Source organism: Martinezella lusitana (assembly GCF_900094565.1).
GTDB classification, from domain to species: domain Bacteria; phylum Pseudomonadota; class Alphaproteobacteria; order Rhizobiales; family Rhizobiaceae; genus Rhizobium; species Rhizobium lusitanum.
In genome coordinates, this window is record NZ_FMAF01000004.1 from 399,465 (window position 1) to 417,404 (window position 17,940).

Genomic DNA, 17,940 nt, shown 5'->3' on the forward strand with positions numbered 1-17,940 from the left:
TCCCTATTCCGGAGCGGCCTGCAAAAGATAACGCAGGCCGTTCGCTCCCGAATGGGCGATCGGCGCACCGCCACCCTTGCGGAAGCGCTCGGTTTTATCGGCGAGGATTCCGCCCGCTATGGCCGGAACGGCGAAGGGATGGCGAAGCGCGTAAGAGGCCGCGGCACCCAGGCCCGATTGCGATTTGATGTCGAGGAAATGCCGTAGTTCGTAGCGGTCGCGAATATGGCGCTCATGGCGGCGGAGCGCGTCCGCGTCGACCGGCGAGAGGCCGCCTTTTGCCAGAATCGCCCGATCGGCCTCGTAGAGCCGCCGCAAATCCTCGGTCCTGTGCCGACCACTCAGGGAATCGCTGCGCACGACTGCGCCATAACCGCAGCTATGAATGATCTTGTAGCGCGCCGCACTGGCGAGCGCGCGCGCATAGAGATCGTAATCCTCGCCCAGGCGCAGCGTTTCATTGTATCGCAAGCCGTGAGCATCCAGAAAGGAGCGGCGCATGAGCGGCTTCAGAAAGCCGATCTCACCGCGACGGACGCCCCGCTTGGAGATATTGCCCTCGACGAAGGCAACGAGATCGAGAAAGCGTGGCTTCGCATCGAAATGATCGAGCCTGGTATAGGCATCCGAAACCCCATCGGCATTGACGAAAGCGATGTTGTCGGCAACGAAGTCCCAGTCATCAGCGGCAAGCAGCGACTTGAAGCGTCCGGGGAAGAAGAAATCATCCGCATCGAGGATGCTGATCAGCGGGGCACGCGAGACCTCGATGGCATGATTGCGCGCTGCCGCCGGACCGCGATTCTTCTCGAATTCGCAAATCATCAGTCTGCCACTGCCGTCATCGGCCTTGCTGGCCGCTGCAGCGGTACCGTCAGTCGAACCGTCGTCAATGACGACGACTTCGGCCACCTCGGGCTCTCGAAGCGCCGACGCGACGGCCAAGCCAATAGTGTCGCCGGCATTCTTTGCCGCGATGATTACACAGACGCTTTTTCCGGCACTGTCAGTCACATCAGTCTCCATGGTTCTGCCGAAGACTTAGGACATGGCTGCGATCCGACAACCGTTCGGTCGCCAAAAGATATCTGATATCCCGGTGTCAGGGATTGAACGGCTCGGACCGATTGAGGCTGGGTGCCGGCAGGCCGCCGACCTTGGCATCCTCCGCAACCGGCATCGCCACCTTGTCACTGTTCAACAGCGCATCGCGCTCCCTGCGCTCTTTCCAAACAAGATAGAGCACGCCCAGGAAATATCCGATCTGCAGAAGCACGGCGCAAATCGCCGTTTCGATTAGTGTCGTCGAAAGAGAATTCGTCAGGAAGTAGGTCGCGACAGCAAAGACGACCAGCGTACCCAGCATGCTAATGAAAACGCGCGGCGCATACATAGTGCTACCTCGCCCGCTCAAACATTACAAAAAATGCGATCAAGGTCTTTCCTCCCTTATCAGACCTGAATGCCAAATATATTTTATGATTCATTGAAATTCAACCAAGTGTCAACGATCCGTTACGAATTGACACGATCCTAACCCCGCGCCCGTTAAAACTACACCTCGATTATAATTACAATTGAATTTGTTCTTTTTCTTCGATGCAACCGAGGGAAGACCGGCCAACAATCCGCAATCTTTTGGACACAAATTGGCCGTCTTCATCATGCCGGCTGTCCGACAATTCAATCAACTTTTATTACAAAGTCCCGAGATAGCCCGCACCGGCATGTGCATCGCAATATATTGCTGCAATGCAATATTCCCTACGGAGAATCAAGTTAGCGGACGGCCAGGCAAGAGCGCTTAGAGGCTAGCCATGCGTCTGACAATGAACAAACTAACCCTCGCACCTATAACATTCTGCAAAATAGCGATCGATTGGGCGAGAGAACTACCGATAGGGCAGTTATACGGAGTTTGGCACAGTATAAGGCGCACATAAATAATCACTAAATTAAACATGCGCATCGATTGAGCGGTAATTAAATACCTCCATACCATATCGCTACAAAAGTTTGGCGCAAAAAGTCAAAATCCCGGCCTACACTCCCGCTATCTTAGCTCTAGTTACGCGTCCGAGAATTCCCGACCAATCGCCAACATAAATGGAGCTTTCTCTATGAAGTCTGCGACGAGATCGGCCACACCGGCTTTTTTCAGCGCCGCGGAAAGCGACGTCTTTCCGCCAACTGGTGGAGTGCTGAAACGCATTTTCGACGTCTCTGCCGCTCTAACCGCTCTGATCCTCATCAGCCCGCTTTTCCTGATGCTGATGCTACTGGTAAAGCTTTCTGATGGCGGTCCAGCCTTCTATGGCCACCGCCGTATCGGCCACAGCGGCAAAAGCTTCCCCTGCCTCAAATTTCGGACCATGGTCGTCAACGGCGACAAGGTGCTGCAGGCATATCTGCAGGCCAATCCGAAAGCGATGGAGGAGTGGCGTGCCACCCGCAAGCTGCAGAATGATCCCCGCGTAACCCTTGTCGGTGCGGTGCTGCGCAAGCTCAGCCTCGATGAGCTGCCGCAGCTCATCAACATCATCCGCGGCGAAATGAGTATCGTTGGCCCACGCCCGGTCGTGGAAGACGAACTCGAACTCTACGAGACAGCTGCGATCTACTATCTGCAATCCCGCCCTGGCCTGACAGGCCTCTGGCAGGTCAGCGGCCGCAACGACGTCTCCTATGCCAGCCGTGTCGCCTTCGACACGCATTACGTCAAGAACTGGTCGCTCGGCAGCGACATGATGATCATTGCCAAAACCATTCCTGCAGTCTGCCTTTCTCGTGGCAGCTACTGAAAACGACCGGCAGATACCCGCAGGAGGTTTCCTGCGGCATTCCCGCACTTGGCGGGACTGCGATCCAATAACAGGGAAGATCCTGCATGATTGAATTTCGGCCTTTAAAGAGGCTTGTTCGCGTAAACACATCTTTTCGGCGCGTAGCTTTCGCCGCCGTCTGCCTCTGCGCGGCATCGGCCGCGGCCCACGCCGACAATATTCCAGGATATCACCTGGGCGTCATGGACAAGCTGCATGTCCGCGTTGCCGAATGGCAGACCGCCGAGGGCACCATTCGTGACTGGGCGGTCGTCTCGGGCGATTACACGGTCGGCCCTTCCGGCTCGATCTCCATCCCTTTCATCGGTGACATGCCCGCCATGGGCAAGACGACGGACGAGATCGCCGAAGCTATCGGCATCGGCCTGCAGAAACAGTTCGGCCTGCGCGATCGCCCGTCGGCCTCCGTCGAAATGTCGCAGTTTCGACCGATCTACCTTTCCGGAGAGGTCCAAAATCCGGGTGAGTTTCCCTTTGCGCCCAATCTGACCGTGCTTAAGGCCGTGAGCCTCGGCGGCGGCATGCGCCGTGCAGATGCAGGTCAGCGCTTTGCGCGCGATTTCATCAACGCCAAGGGTGATGCGGTCGTCTATATGGCCGAGCGCGGACGCCTGCTGATGCGCAAGGCACGTCTGCTTGCCGAATTGGCCGGTAAGGACGAGATCGAGGTCCCCGCAGAACTTAAGCAATTGCCACAAGCATCTGCCCTGCTCGCAAGCGAGAAAGCGCTGATGGATACACGCAGCCAGCGCATGAAGACGCAGCTGCAATCCCTGGAAGATCTGAAGACGCTCTTGCAGAACGAAGTCGAAGCTCTTGCGAAGAAGAACGATACGCAGAGCCGTCAGCTGGAACTGGCGAAGGCCGACCGTGACAAGGTCGAAAGCCTTGCCGAACGGGGGCTGGAACTTGCGTCTCGCCGGATTTCCGCCGAGCAGCGCGCATCCGATCTGGAGGCAACACTTCTGGATACCGAGACGGCGTCGCTGAAGGCCAAGCAGGACATCAACAAGGCCAATCAGGACGAAAACACGCTGCATAACGATTGGCAGAGCTCGCTGGCGAAGGATATGCAGGACACCGACACGGAGCTGGAAACGCTGCAGCTGAAACTTTCCACCAGCCAGTCCCTCATGCAGGAAGCGGTCGCCCAGTCGGCCGATGCCAGCAACCTCGATCCCAGCGGGCAAAGCGTGAGCATCACCTATACGATCATTCGCGACGACAAAGGCCAGACGAAGGAAATTACGGCCCAGGAGAATACCCAGGTGCTGCCCGGTGACCTCATCAAGGTCAGCACCGGTCTTGCAATACGATAGGGAGAGCTGATGCGGATCGCCAAATCGGTCTTCGTCCGTCCGGGAAGCAACGCTACCTACGGTATGGTGGCGACTGCCCTGTCTTTATTCGTCTTTGCCTATTCCCCTCGCTTCGGCCAGCCGTCCATTCTGCTTTACTACACCCTGTGGTTTCCGCTCGTTCTGATGGACTATCGCAACGTGCTGGGCAACTATCGGAAGCAGCTCTGGCTCTTCGCGTTCGGCGTCCTGACCTGCCTGTCGATCTTCTGGTCGGCTGCCCCTCCGGTGACCGCGCGCGCAGCGATACAATATATGACGCACATCATCTGCGCCCTGATCGCCATGCGCACGCTGGATATCCGCACGCTGACCCGCGGCGCGATCGCCGGCACCGGCATCGTGCTTATCTATTCGATTCTATTCGGATATTATGCCTATGATCCCATCGACGGGAACTACAGCTTCGTTGGCGCCTTCGATTCCAAGAACCAGCTCGGCTTCTATGCATCGCTTGGCATCTATTTCGCTTTTGCGGCCGTGTTCATCCTCGGCGAACGCCGAATCTGGATGGTCGGCGCGGGAATTGCCGGACTGCTGTCGGCCTATTGTCTGCTTGCCTCGCAATCAGCGACTTCGGTCCTGACCACGGGATTGGTCGTGATGCTCGGTCTCAGCATGCGCGTCATTCTTTTCCTGTCGCCGAAGCAGCGCAAGACGCTGTTTGCTGCGGTCGCCATTTCCGTTGTCGTCCTTGCAGTTGCCGGCGTCTATCTCGGCGCTGTCGATCTCGTGCTCGGCGCCTTCGGCAAGGATTCGACACTGACGGGCCGTACCTATCTCTGGCAACAGGGTATCGCAGCAGCGCAATTGAACCCCTTCTTCGGGGTCGGCTATCAGGCCTATTGGGTCCAGGGCTTTTCCGAACCGGAGCGCCTGTGGGAAGAATTCTTCATCGCTTCGCGCACGGGCTTCCATTTCCACAACACCTATATCGAAACGACAGTCGAAACCGGGCTGGTCGGCGTCCTCTTGCTTGCCTCGATACTGCTGACGACGGTCATCGGCCATATCAGTCGCTTCTTGAGCGACAACAGGAATGACGAATCCTACGTGCTACTGGGTGTAGCAATACTGCTTCTGATCCGCTCCTTCGTCGAGATCGACATTCTCAACCCGTATCATGTCGGCTCTTTCCTGTTCTACTTCTCGGCAGGAAAGCTATCGATGCGGACGCGCGTGCCGAAGGCCGATCCTCTCGTTTCCTACGACCGGATGGAATTTGCGCCACCGGCGAACTGGGAGCCGCGAACCGGCCGATGAAAACGCTTTACGGAATCCAATATCTTCGCGCCTTTGCCGCCCTCGCCGTGGTGCTGTTCCATGCGGCGGAGCGCAGCGGGAGCCATTTCCGCATCGGCGCGGCTGGCGTCGACATCTTCTTCGTCATCAGCGGCTTCATCATGTGGACAATGAGCGAGCGCAGGCCGGTGACGCCACTGCGCTTCCTGCTCGACCGCCTGCAACGGATCGCGCCATCCTATTGGATCGTCACGGCGATCATGATCGTCGGCGCGATCGTCGGCCTGTTCCCGAACATGAAGCTGACGGCAGGCCACATCGCCGGCTCGCTCCTGTTCATTCCGGTGCGCTCTCCGAGCAACGGCGAGATCTGGCCGGTGCTGGTGCAGGGCTGGACGCTGAACTTCGAGATGTTCTTCTACGTCCTCTTTGCAGCCTGCCTGTTCCTGCCGCGGCGTCTGCGCCTTGGCGGCATGATAGGCATCTTTGCCGCCTTCGTCATTGTCGGCGCCATCTTTGCCCCGCAATCGCCGATGCTTGCCACCTATACAAGGCCGATCATCCTGGAATTCGTGGCTGGCGCCGTCCTCGGACAGCTGTGGCTCAAGGGAAATGTTCCCGGCGCCGGTCTCGGTCTTGCCCTGATCATCGCATCGATCTCGGGCTTTGCCGCAATCGAGATATTCGGCCTCGAGTTCAACGAGATTACCTGCGGCCCGCTCGCCATCGCGCTCGTGCTGGGCATGGTTTCGGTGGAGCGCAGTGGCAGGCTGCCGGAAATTCCGCCGCTCACCTATCTCGGGAACAGCTCCTATTCCATCTATCTCTGGCATACCCTGGCGATCTCGGTGATCGCAAAGCTCGTGGCCTCCACACCGATCCCTTCAGACGTCACCGCCTTCATCGGCGCGATAGCGGGTACCCTGCTCGGCATCTTTGCCTATGAGCTTGTCGAAAAGCCGATGCGCAATCTGTTGCGAAACGTCAGCTGGCGAAGAGCGCGCCCTTCGCCAGCGTGAAGGCATGATCCAACCTCACATGCGCCGGCGGCGCAACTGATCGAAATAGACGATGACGATGATCAGCACGCCGGTGATGATGCGCTGCCAGAAAGAGTTCAGATTCAGGAGATTGGCGCCGTTGTTGATCGTGGCCAGAATGAAGGCGCCGATCAGCGGGCCATAGACGGAGCCGACAGCGCCGAACAGGCTGGTGCCGCCGATAACGGACGATGCGATCGCCTGCAGCTCCCAGCCATCCGCCTGCGTGGCATTGCCGATGGCAATGCGCGAAGCAAGCAGCACGCCGACGAAGGCGGCGCAGGTTCCCGACAAAATATAAGCGAGGTAGATCATCCCGTTGACGTTGACGCCGGAGAGCCGCGCCGCCTCGCGGTTGGAGCCGACGGCGAAAAGATAGCGGCCCCACCGACTCAAATGCAGGAAGACGACGGCCGGGATCGCCACGAAGATGACCATCCAGAACAGGCTCGGGATGCCCAGGAAATCGGCGACAGCGAAATTGGTGAAATCGTCATTGACGATGTTGATGGTCGAGCCGTTGGTAATGAGCAGGCCGATACCGCGCAGGGACGTCAGCGTTGCCAGTGTGATGATGAAGGGCGGCAGACCCATGCGCACGATGCCGAAACCATGGAACGCGCCGATCAGCACACCGAACAACAGGGTGATCAAGATGGCAGCCCAGACCGGAAATCCGGCTTGAAGCAGCCAGGCGACGATGACGGTACAGAAGCCGACGATTGCTCCCACGGAGAGATCGATACCCGCGGTGATGATGACGAAGGTCTGGCCCAGCGCAAGAATGGCCGTCATCGATCCCTGGCGCGCCAGGTTGGTGATGTTGAGCGGCGTCCAGAACTTATCGGTCCAGAATCCGAGCACAACCCAGAGAGCCAAGAGGAGCAGGATCAGCGTCAAGCTGAAGAGGATATTCATCTTGCGTCGCGGCGCGACGGCGGGGCCTTCTGTGGTGTTCGCGGCCATTCTTGTTCTCCCTCTTTCGACTTGTTTATCGTTCAGACGCAATCGCCTCGCCGAGGACTTCCTCATGCGTTGCGGCGTGAAAATCATGGCTGGCAACCAGCTGGCCGTGTCGGAAGACATGCAGACGATCGGCGAGCTCATAAACCTCGGGCAGATAGGACGAGATGACGATGATGCCCGCCCCGTCGCGAAGCAGCTTTGCGAAGAGCCGGTAGATCTCCGCCTTGGTGCCGACATCGACGCCGACGGTCGGCTCATCGAAGATGAACAGCTTGGCGCCATGGCTCAGCCATTTGCCGATCACGACCTTCTGCTGATTGCCGCCCGACATGGCGGAGACCAGGACCCGCCTGCTCGGCGTCTTGATGCTGAGATCGCGGATCTGCTTGTCGGCGTTTACAGCCTCATTCCTATTGTTGATGATCGGACCGTGGCTCAGCCGTTTGAACACGGGCAGATTGATGTTGAGGCCGATCGGCAGGTTGAGGCAGAGCCCCTGATCGCGACGGCTCTCCGGCGCGAGTGCAATGCCGAGCTCCATCGCGTCGCGTTCGTTGCGGATTTCGACCTTGCGTCCCTTCCAATGGATTTCTCCTGCCGTGACCGGCTGGCGGCCATAAAGGCCAAGGGCAAATTCGCTGCGGCCGGCACCGATCAGCCCATAGAGCCCGACGATCTCGCCAGCCCGGACAGACAAGGAAATATCCTCGAAACCGGGGCCGGAGAGGCCGCGCGTCTCCAGGATCGTGTCGCCGATCGGGATCTTTTCCTTGTGGTAGATCTGCTCGATCGAGCGATTGATCATCAGCTTGATCAATTCGTCCTCATTGGTCTCGCTGATCGTGCGCGTGCCGACATGCGTGCCGTCGCGCAGCACGGAAACGCGATCGGCGAGCTCGAAGACCTCTTCCATGCGGTGGCTGATATAGACGATCGTCACGCCTTCGCTCTGCAGACGCCGGATCAGCTTGAACAGTTGCGCCGATTCCTTTCGCGTGAGATAGGCGGTCGGCTCGTCGAAGATCAGGAACTGGGTGCCACGCATCGCGGCCCTTGCGGTCGCGACCAACTGCTGCTGACCAATGGTGAGAGAGCTCAGGAGTTCGGCGGCGGGCAGTCCGAAGCCGAGGTCGTCAAGTACCGTCTGGGCCATAGCGACCATCTGCTTCTTGCGCATCAGGCCAAAACGATTGACCTCGTCGCCGAGAAAGAGATTGGCCGCAACCGTCAGGTGCGGACAAAGGACGACCTCCTGATGCACCGCATTGATGCCGCGGGCAATCGCTTCATTAGGATTGGCAAGGGCGACCGGATGGCCGCACCAGAGTATCTCGCCGGCCGTCCTGGTGATGACGCCGGTCAAAAGCTTGATAAGCGTCGATTTTCCGGCTCCGTTCTCGCCGACAATGGCATGGATCTCGCCCGCCAGGAACGTGACGGTCGCCGGTTTCAGCGCCTCGACATAGCCATAGCGCTTCTGCAACCCCTTGAGCTCGAGAATGGGCGAGCCGGCCGGAATGCGGCTTGCTTCCGTCTTGGTCGTGTCATCGTGCCGATGGCTGATTTCTTCGAGGCTCGTCATGGGGTCTCCTCCCTCTCGCATCGCCGCGCGACCGCCCATGAGGCGGACAGAGCGCGATGCCAAAAGTGTGAGCGGTTTTCGACATCACGCTCTAGTTTTTTGATTCTAGAGCGGATTCAGATTTTAGGTCGAATAGACCTAAAATCATCCGGCTCTGGACGAAAAGGCTGCGCCCGACGGATCGGGCGCAGTCTCCAAGCCTTACTTGACCTTCGGGTTCAACAGGGCGTCGATCTTCGGATCGCTCATGTTCGCCTTGGTGACCAAGTTGGCGCCGGTGTCGACATTTGCCGCAACCTTTTCCTTCTTGGAGGCGGCAAGCGCCGTCTTGATGCCGTCGTAGCCCATGCGATACGGATCCTGCACCACGAGACCGGCGAGAACGCCCGACTTCAGGAAGCCGACTGTTTTGTCGTCATTGTCGAAGCCGATCACCTTGATCTTGTCGCCGAGCTTGTTTTCGGCGATTGCCTGGCCGACGCCCTGCGCCATGATCAGGTTGGAGGCGAAGACGCCGACCAGCTTCGGATTGGCAGTAATCAGGTCAGTCATCATGTTAAGACCCGTGGTGGCCTGACCGTCCGCATACTTATCGGCGACGACTTTTAGGCCCGGATACTTGCTCTTGACCTGTTCCAGGAAGCCCTGACGACGCTGGTCGAGAGAGCCGACGCCCGGCAGGCTGGTGATGATGGCGATCTCGCCCTCTTCCTTGCCGGTCATGCCCTTGATTGCTGCGGCAAGACCATCGGCGGCGATGCGGCCGCCCTGCGTGTTGTCGGTTGTCAGGAACGAGATGAAGGATTTGGAATCGGCAGCAGAGTCGATGCCGACCACCGGCACGGACTTAGCAGCTTGATCCACCGGCTTGCCGAGCGCCTTGAATTCGGTCGGCGAAATGACCACGGCGGCCGGCTTGCCGGCAACCGCGTTTTCGAGAATGCTGATCTGACCGTTGATATCGGATTCCGACTGCGCACCCAGCTCCGGCACCTTGACGCCGAGATCCTTGCCCGCCTGGCGTGCGCCGGCAAGAACGATCTGCCAGTAGAAGGACGTCGTGTCCTTGACGATGATGGGAATGGTCACATCGGCCGCGAAAGACTGCGCCGGCATGGCCATTGCGATGAAGGCAGCGCCGGCAAGACCGGCAAGGCTGCGACGGGTCAGAAGTGACTTGGCAATATTCATCTGCTTCTCCTCTCAACGCGCTCTGTTCTCCTGCACACCCGCCGTTGAACGCTTACGGCTCGGTATCGTGACGCCCTGAGGCATCACACATCGCGCAGCGGCATTGGCCACCGACGCCAAAACAGGCTTTCCTCCTCCTCGAAGCCGCCTATCCCGGCGGCCCGATAGCTCCTATCTCTGCCTACACCCGGACGGCCTCGTCTCCCAACGGGGGCGCAACCAGGGTCAATCCTTCAAATTCCGCATAGAGGCTGTCGGGAAGCCGAGGCTCCACGAGCTGCATATTGCGGATAAGACTTGTCGCTTTCGCCGTGCCGATCAGGACCGAGGCCACGCAAGGATGGCGCAATGGGAACTGCAGCGCCGGCTGGGCAAGCGGCAGGCCATGCTTGCGTGCGATTTCCTCCATCGCACCAACCTTGGCCACTACGTCCGGCGTTGCCGGAAGATAGTCGAAATGCGCGCCGGGCACAGGGCCGGTTGCAAGAATGCCGGAATTGAAGACGCCACCGACGACCAGCGACGTGCCCTTCTTCTCGCAAAGCGGCAGCAGCTCCGCGACTGCGGAACGGTCCAGCAGGGTATAACGGCCGGCAAGAAGAATACAGTCGATATCGGCTGCATGCATGACATCGAGGCAAACCGGCACCTCATTGACGCCGAGACCATAGGCCTTGATCGTGCCGGACGATTTCAGCTCCTCCAGCGCCCTCAACCCGGATCCCAGGAGCTGGCCGAGATAGCGCTCGTTCAGCGCCTTGCCGTGCGTATAGCCGCCAATGTCGTGGACGTAGAGCATGTCGATGCGGTTGAGGCCGAGGCGGGCATAGCTGAACTCCACCGACCGCATGATGCCGTCATAGGAATAATCGTAGTCGGCATCGAACGGCAGCGGATCGACATAGCCGTAATTCGGCACCTTGTCGCTTGGCACCGGACGCATCAGGCGTCCGACCTTGGTCGAGAGGACATAGCTGTCTTCCGGCTGGTCGCGCAGGAAATCGCCGACGTAACGCTCACCGAGGCCGAAGCCATACCAGGGCGCGACATCGAAATAGCGGATGCCGCTGTCCCAGGCAGCCTTCAAGGTTTCCATCGCCTGGTCGCGGGGGCAAGCGCGATAAAGGCCGCCCAATGCCGCAGCGCCGAAGCTGACTTCGGTGACCTCCAGGCCCGTCCTGCCGATCGTTCTTTTCTTCATCACCTCTCCCTTGTGATGACGCTATTTCAATTTCCATCGCATCCGGCCACTGAAGCCCGAACACTTATGTCCTGCAATATCCATCGATGGTGACAAGGCCGGAACCATAGCTGACCGCTGCCCTTTGGCAGAAGGATCCGAGACCGGTCATTCACTTCTCTCCCTGATCATTGGCGTAACGGGAAGTTTTCAACATTCCATTCGCCAATTGCTTTTGTTTTTTATCTACAATAAACATTTTGGAGTCAACGAGGAAATCGCTGCCGCCCTGGACGAAGGCGGGCAAGACGGTTCGGGCAATACTCCTGCAATCGACTGCCATTCGATAATGGTTTAGACAGCGCCGCCAACAAAGAGCGGTGACAGTAAGCGAGGGAGGAAATGGCGAGACAAAACACGCTCTTCAAGGAAGCATATAACCGTTATGCGGCCGGTCTAAAGGCCGATACCGCGCTGCCGAGCGAGCCCGAGATCGCCGCCGAACTCGGCGTCAGCCGCAGTACTGCGCGAGCCATCCTGATGCGTCTAAGTGACGCTGGCATCATTCTTTGGAACAAGCGGCAAAAGACCGTGCTCCGTCAGCCGACGCAGGACGATTTCTTTCCGGAGGAAGAAACCAATTCGCTGCACGATATCATCGAGCGCAGCTTCATGCTGCGCATCATGTCCGACGAAGCGCAGCCCGGCATGCAGATCAACGAGCTCGAACTGGCGCGCGAGATCGGGACCGGCACTTCCGTCGTGCGCGAGTTCCTCATCCGCTTCAGCCGCTTCGGCCTGATCGAAAAGCGGCCGAACAGCCATTGGATTCTCAAGGGCTTTACCAGGGAATTCGCGCTGGAACTGGCCGATGTGCGGGAAATGTTCGAAATGCATTCGGCCGCCGAATTCGGTCGCCTGCCACCGGATCATCATGCGTGGAAAGCGCTCAAGGCGATCGAGCGGGAACATCACGACCTGATCGAGGATTTCGATGTTCGCTACCGTGACTTTTCGCGCCTCGACGAGAAGCTTCACCTGCTCATCCATCGCGCTTCGAACAATCGCTTCATCGCCGATTTCTACGATGTCATCGCCATCGTGTTCCACTATCACTATCAGTGGAACAAGACGTTCGCCCGCGAACGCAACGCCCGTGCCATCGCCGAGCATCTCGCCTATATCGAAGCGCTGCAATCGCGCGACCCGCAGCGGATCGACGCCGCCTGCCGCAGCCATCTCGCCTCGGCGCGACAGACGCTGCTGCAGTCTATCCCGCAGGCCGCAACCGAGCTCGCCGGGTCGGCCGCCTGAAAGCAGGAAGTCGGCCCGGCCTTCTTTCGCCGGGCGTCCCCGGGATCTCACCGACCGAGGCGATCGCGATCGCCCCTTCCGTTGGTCACTGCGCCGTCAGCGCCAGCTTACGGTTCGCGAAACGTGAAGAAGAGGCCTCGATCGTGATCGCGCCGACTTCACCCGTTGCCTGAAGCCAGAATCCGGTCGTGCCTCCTTGGAAGGCGATCACCTGCGGACCGATCATCCGTGCCGGGCCATCGACCTTGATGGTGACGATATCGTTGAGGAAGGGCAGACGCGAACCCGCCTGGTCGAGCGCGCGGACGATGACACGCACCGTATCCCGTTCCCCAGCGCGCAAGATATCGGCATCGGCCTCGACCTGAAGCGTCGTCGGAAGTGGATTGGCGACCATCTTCAGCGCCGCCACCGGCTTGCCGCCGATATAGCCGGTGAACTGCACGTCCTCCCATTCCATGCCCCACACACCCAGCTCGTCGGGAGTGAAATTGCGGTGATCGAAAACGACGGGCGGATGCGGCAGATGCGGGAAGGTCTCGCGATCCGGGCCAAGCCGCTTGGTAAGCGAACCATAACGCAGCTCGACCTCATCGCAATTGGTCAGCACGATGAGCGGCAAGGCGCCGCCGATATTGCGCTCGCCGCGCGCCCAGATCGTCACCGGCTTCATGACGACCTCTTCGGAGGGTTCGCACTGGCTGGCATAGGCGTAAGCGGCGAATTTCGGTTCGCGGAACATGTCCATGACGCCGTGGTAGCAAATGCGGTCGCCCGAACCGAAATCGCTATGAGTATTGTAATCGAACATGCACCATCCGATGGCGCCGGAGATCGAGGGGTCGCCATAGGCGGCATTCAAGACCTCCAGATGACGGCGCACATGCTCGGCCTGGCGCTGCTCCTGATCGTAGATCTTCGTCGGATACATATGGCCGCCGAATTCGGTGATCAGATAGGGCACGTCCTTGGAAAGACCGGTGTTTTCCTGCTGGGGCCTCAGCGGCGTGCGCGGCCGGTTGGCGCCCGGCAGTTCCTCGTTGCCGAGAATGAAATCGTTCATCGTATAGACGTCCTCGAGCATTTCGCTCTCGGTGATGTAGCGAACGCCGCCGGTCTGGCGCGTCGGATCGAGTTCGCGCGCAAGCCGGTTCGTCTCGGCGTAAAAATCATGTGAATCCTGGGATTCGTTGATGCGCACGCCCCAGATGATGATCGAGGGATGGTTCCAGTCACGCTCGATCATGCGCCGCACGTTGCGGATCGATTCCTGCTGCCATTCCTTACCGCCGATATGCTGCCAACCTGGGATCTCCTCGAAAACCAGAAGGCCGATGCGGTCGCAATGCTCGAGGAACCACTTCGACTGCGGGTAATGCGAGGTGCGCACGATATTGCACTTCAGCGTTTGCTTCATGATCTCGGCGTCACGCTCCTGCGCCGACCGGCCCATGGCGTAGCCGACATAGGGGAAAGCCTGATGCCGGTTCAGCCCGCGCAATTTCAGTTTCCTGCCGTTCAACAGAAAACCTTCGGCAGTAAAAGTTGCAACGCGGAAGCCGAAGGTTGCGGTGAGGCTATCCGAACCATGATCGGTCGCAAGCTCGACTTCAGCCGCATAGAGCGCGGGATTGTCGAGGTCCCAGAGCGAAATATCCGCCAGACGATCGAACGCAACCGTCACGCTCCCGCCGGAGGTTTCGCCGCGCGCAGAGGCCAGCACTGTGCCGTCGGGGCCGCGCAACGTGACGGTTGCCGTGCCCTTGAAAGCGAGATTTTGCGGATTGGCGAAATCACAACGCACGGTCGCGGACTTGAGATCGGCAAGCACACTGCCGGTCTCGACCTTGATGTTGGCGATCGATACCGGAGCCGCGAGCTTGAGCCAGACGTCGCGATAGATGCCGGCATAGGTCAAATAATCGATCCGGCCGCCGAAGGGCGGGATTTCCGGGTTCTCGCTGCCATCGATCTTGACGGTGAGAAGATTCTCGCCGTGCTGCAGGCGGCCGGTCAAGCGCGCCTCGAAAGGCGTATAGCCGTCCTTGTGGGCGACGATCTCCTCGCCGTTCAAATAGACGACGGCATCGGCCATGGCGGCGTCGAAGATCAGCGACACCTCCCGCCCGGCAAAATCGTCGCTCCAATTCAATATCTTCTGATAGGTGAAAGCGCGCTGATAGGATTTCTCGTCGAAATAGTTGAACGGCAGTTCGACTGCATTATGCGGCAGCGTAACGATCTGCCCCTCTTGCGGGCGGCCGGCATCTGCGGGCGAGAACCCTTCACGGAACGTCCAGGATTCGTTGAAGGCGACAACAGAACGCATATTCAATCCTATCGATAGAGCCCGTCGCATCCGGGACGAACATATGTTGGCTGGAAAAGCAGACGCACGGCGACGCTGGCTGGTCACCTCGGGGCGATATGTATACAGGCTCGCAATATCAGCGCAATGCGACCGGTTGGCGGATTTCGATTTCCAGACATTGCCGGCCGCAGCGCTGGTGGCGTTGCCTGCCACCGGTCTAGCGGCCTCGTCCGCTCTTCGTCTCCTCGGTGGGGCTGCGCACCGCGGCATACATGCCTGTCGTGCGGAACTCTGTCGGGTTGATGCCGTAAATGCGGCGAAACACCTTGGAGAAATAGTTTGCGTCGTCGAAGCCCGACATGATCGCCACTTCCTTGACGGGAATGAAGGCGGCCTTCGTCAGGAGCTTCGCCGCCCGCTGCATGCGCTGCTGCAGCACGAATTCTGCCGGCGGCACGCCTTCGCTTTCGGCAAAGACGCGAGAGAAATGGGCGCGGCTGAGGCCGCTCGCCTTCGCGAGCTCGCTGACCGGCAGCGGCTTGTCGAGATTGGCGCTGATATAGTCGATGACAATCTGCATGGCGGAGCGATCGGCGGCAAAGGCGTGCGAGCCGAAGACGTCGTCATAAAGCACCATGGCCGCTTCATAGGCGATGGCCGAGGCCGAGGCCGGTGTCTTGGCACTCCCGATAAGCCGCAGGCTGCAATCGGCAAGATGATCGATCGTAGCCTGCTGCAATCGCAGGATGGGACCTGCTGCTGCAAGGATCAGACGATGGATGCGCAGAGCCTCCTCGCCGTTCATCGATATCCAGAAATATTCCCAGCGCTCGCCCTTTTCCAGCCAGTACCGATGATTGTGCGGCACGAGCACCAGCAGCGTATCGCCGGCGCCAAGGCGATAGTTGCGGTTTTCATAGCGCAGCCGGCCGCTGCCGCTGATAGTATGCTGCAGCACCGTAAATGGCGTCTGGCCGCGTCGGCGCCCGTCCCAATCGTAGAGTTCGTTGTCCCTGATTTCATAGCCGGCGCTGGTCGGCATGGCATGCAGCCGGTGGCGTCCGCGCGGCAGAGAAACCGTCCGCATGACCTGTCCATTATCGATCAATTCCTGCAGCACAAAATTACCCTTGAAAGCATAATTGTTCTCTGGTCGGCCCGATGATTATAGGCATAATCCCGCCAGAAAACAGCACTTACCCGCCGAAGAGGATCGGCGGACGGAGGAAACCCCACGATTTCGACCGTGTCTCGCAACCGTTGTGACCATGGGACGAAAATGCTGTCGTCTTCCCTGCTGCTGCTTGTTCGATCGACCTGAAGGTGAGGATCATGAGTTTCAAAATCGCCATTATCGGTGCCGGCAGCGTCGGCTTCACGAAAAAGCTGTTTACCGACATTCTCTGCGTACCGGAGTTTCGCGACGTCGAGTTCGCGCTGACCGATCTCAGTGAGCACAATCTGATGATGATCAAGGCGATCCTTGACCGGATCGTCGAGGCCAACAAGCTGCCGACACGCGTCACCGCCACCACGGACCGCCGCGAGGCGCTGGATGGTGCGCGCTATATCATCAGCTGCGTGCGGGTCGGCGGCCTGGAAGCCTATGCCGAAGACATCCGTATTCCGCTGAAATACGGCATCGACCAGTGCGTCGGCGATACGATCTGTGCCGGCGGCATTCTCTACGGCCAGCGCAACATTCCGGTCATTCTCGATTTCTGCAAGGACATCCGCGAGGTCGCCGAGCCCGGCGCCAAATTCCTGAACTACGCCAACCCCATGGCGATGAATACCTGGGCGGCGATCGAATACGGCAAGGTCGACACGATCGGTCTTTGCCACGGCGTCCAGCATGGCGCCGAGCAGATCGCCGAGGTGCTCGGCGCAAAGGACAAGAGCGAACTCGACTATATCTGCTCGGGCATCAACCATCAGACATGGTTCGTCGACCTGCGGCTCAACGGCCGCAAGATCGGCAAGGACGAATTGATTGCCGCCTTCGAGGCGCATCCGGTCTTTTCGCAGCAGGAGAAATTGCGCATCGACGTGCTGAAGCGGTTCGGCGTCTATTCCACCGAAAGCAACGGGCATCTGTCCGAATACCTGCCATGGTATCGCAAGCGGCCGGACGAGATCAACAAATGGATCGACATGTCCGACTGGATCCACGGCGAGACCGGTGGTTACCTGCGCCATTCGACCGAGACCCGCAACTGGTTCGAGACGGAATTCCCGCAGATCCTCGAAAGCGCCTCGCAGTTGATCGATCCGGCCAGGCGTTCCAACGAGCATGCGAGCCATATCCTGGAGGCGCTGGAGACCAACCGCGTCTATCGTGGTCATTTCAACGTCAAGAACAATGGCGTCATCACCAATCTGCCTGACGATGCCATCATCGAATCCCCCGGTTTCGTCGATCGCTTCGGCATCAATATGGTGGCGGGCATCACATTGCCGGAAGCCTGCGCGGCGACCTGCATTTCTTCCATCAACGTCCAGCGCATGTCGGTGCATGCCGCGATCAGCGGCGATATCGACCTGCTGAAGCTTGCCGTTCTGCACGACCCGTTGGTCGGTGCCGTCGCCACTCCGGAGGAGGTTTGGCAGATGGTCGATGAGATGGTTGTGGCCGAAGCCCGCTGGCTGCCGCAATATGCGCACGCGGTTGATGGAGCCAGGGATCGGTTGTCGCGCGGCAAGGTCAAGACGCGCGACTGGAAGGGTGCGGCAAGCCGCAACGTCCGTTCGATCGAGGAACTGCGGGCAGAAAAGGCCGCCCTGAAACAGGCTGGCTGAGGCAGATGGAATTCGGGAAATAAGCCATGCGGCGGGGATTTCAGGGGAGGCCCACCGCCGCAAGACGGCCATGTCCCGCTGTGCTGGAGGAATGCGGCGCCTCAAAGGAAGCGC

At 59.2% G+C, this 17,940-nt stretch carries 14 protein-coding genes; 6 read left to right on the forward strand and 8 right to left on the reverse strand.

Annotated features, from left to right (window positions below):
* Positions 1 to 3: 3 nt before the first annotated feature.
* Positions 4 to 1,014: a glycosyltransferase family 2 protein gene (locus GA0061101_RS11210; protein WP_037193280.1), complete on the reverse strand. Its 1,011-nt coding sequence runs from the start codon at positions 1,012 to 1,014 to the stop codon at positions 4 to 6.
* Between the two features lie 88 nt (positions 1,015 to 1,102).
* Positions 1,103 to 1,393, reverse strand: coding sequence for an exopolysaccharide production repressor protein (locus GA0061101_RS11215; protein ID WP_037192755.1), 291 nt, complete (start codon positions 1,391 to 1,393; stop codon positions 1,103 to 1,105).
* Between the two features lie 727 nt (positions 1,394 to 2,120).
* On the opposite strand from GA0061101_RS11215, the gene GA0061101_RS11220 reads away from it, so the two are divergent.
* The 4 genes from GA0061101_RS11220 (at position 2,121) to GA0061101_RS11235 (ending at position 6,462) form a co-directional block, all read left to right on the forward strand.
* A complete protein-coding gene (locus tag GA0061101_RS11220) occupies positions 2,121 to 2,801 on the forward strand; it encodes a sugar transferase (RefSeq protein WP_037192757.1) in 681 nt (226 codons plus the stop codon).
* An 86-nt stretch (positions 2,802 to 2,887) separates the two neighbouring features.
* Positions 2,888 to 4,162, forward strand: coding sequence for a polysaccharide biosynthesis/export family protein (locus GA0061101_RS11225; protein WP_037192759.1), 1,275 nt, complete (start codon positions 2,888 to 2,890; stop codon positions 4,160 to 4,162).
* A 9-nt stretch (positions 4,163 to 4,171) separates the two neighbouring features.
* Positions 4,172 to 5,464 (forward strand): O-antigen ligase family protein, encoded by a 1,293-nt coding sequence (locus GA0061101_RS11230; protein ID WP_037192761.1) that lies wholly within the window; start codon positions 4,172 to 4,174, stop codon positions 5,462 to 5,464.
* Positions 5,461 to 6,462, forward strand: coding sequence for an acyltransferase family protein (locus tag GA0061101_RS11235; RefSeq protein ID WP_037192763.1), 1,002 nt, complete (start codon positions 5,461 to 5,463; stop codon positions 6,460 to 6,462). Before GA0061101_RS11230 ends, GA0061101_RS11235 begins: the two co-directional genes overlap by 4 nt.
* A 15-nt stretch (positions 6,463 to 6,477) precedes the next feature.
* On the opposite strand, the gene GA0061101_RS11240 is transcribed toward GA0061101_RS11235, so the two are convergent.
* From GA0061101_RS11240 to GA0061101_RS11255, 4 genes are all read right to left on the reverse strand, one after another.
* Complete coding sequence (locus GA0061101_RS11240) at positions 6,478 to 7,449, reverse strand: ABC transporter permease (protein ID WP_037192765.1); 972 nt, start codon at positions 7,447 to 7,449, stop codon at positions 6,478 to 6,480.
* A 25-nt stretch (positions 7,450 to 7,474) separates the two neighbouring features.
* The gene (locus tag GA0061101_RS11245) at positions 7,475 to 9,031 is read right to left on the reverse strand and encodes a sugar ABC transporter ATP-binding protein (RefSeq protein WP_037192767.1); all 1,557 of its coding nucleotides are present in this window, start codon (positions 9,029 to 9,031) and stop codon (positions 7,475 to 7,477) included.
* Positions 9,032 to 9,232: 201 nt separating this feature from the next.
* Positions 9,233 to 10,222 carry an ABC transporter substrate-binding protein gene (locus GA0061101_RS11250; protein ID WP_037192770.1) on the reverse strand — a complete coding sequence of 330 codons (990 nt, stop codon included), beginning with the start codon at positions 10,220 to 10,222 and terminating at the stop codon, positions 9,233 to 9,235.
* 181 nt (positions 10,223 to 10,403) lie between these two features.
* Positions 10,404 to 11,423 (reverse strand): aldo/keto reductase, encoded by a 1,020-nt coding sequence (locus GA0061101_RS11255; RefSeq protein ID WP_037192773.1) that lies wholly within the window; start codon positions 11,421 to 11,423, stop codon positions 10,404 to 10,406.
* A 381-nt stretch (positions 11,424 to 11,804) separates the two neighbouring features.
* Between GA0061101_RS11255 and GA0061101_RS11260 the strand changes: the two genes are divergently transcribed.
* Positions 11,805 to 12,716: a GntR family transcriptional regulator gene (locus tag GA0061101_RS11260; RefSeq protein WP_037192774.1), complete on the forward strand. Its 912-nt coding sequence runs from the start codon at positions 11,805 to 11,807 to the stop codon at positions 12,714 to 12,716.
* Positions 12,717 to 12,801: 85 nt separating this feature from the next.
* Here the strand turns inward: GA0061101_RS11260 and GA0061101_RS11265 are convergent, their stop codons facing one another.
* On the reverse strand, positions 12,802 to 15,045 hold the full coding sequence (locus GA0061101_RS11265; protein WP_092573588.1) for a glycoside hydrolase family 2 protein: 2,244 nt from the start codon (positions 15,043 to 15,045) through the stop codon (positions 12,802 to 12,804).
* Between the two features lie 199 nt (positions 15,046 to 15,244).
* Positions 15,245 to 16,147 (reverse strand): AraC family transcriptional regulator, encoded by a 903-nt coding sequence (locus GA0061101_RS11270; RefSeq protein WP_037192778.1) that lies wholly within the window; start codon positions 16,145 to 16,147, stop codon positions 15,245 to 15,247.
* A gap of 212 nt (positions 16,148 to 16,359) precedes the next feature.
* On the opposite strand from GA0061101_RS11270, the gene melA reads away from it, so the two are divergent.
* Positions 16,360 to 17,826 carry an alpha-glucosidase/alpha-galactosidase gene (gene melA, locus GA0061101_RS11275; protein WP_037192780.1) on the forward strand — a complete coding sequence of 489 codons (1,467 nt, stop codon included), beginning with the start codon at positions 16,360 to 16,362 and terminating at the stop codon, positions 17,824 to 17,826.
* The last annotated feature ends 114 nt before the right edge of the window (positions 17,827 to 17,940 follow it).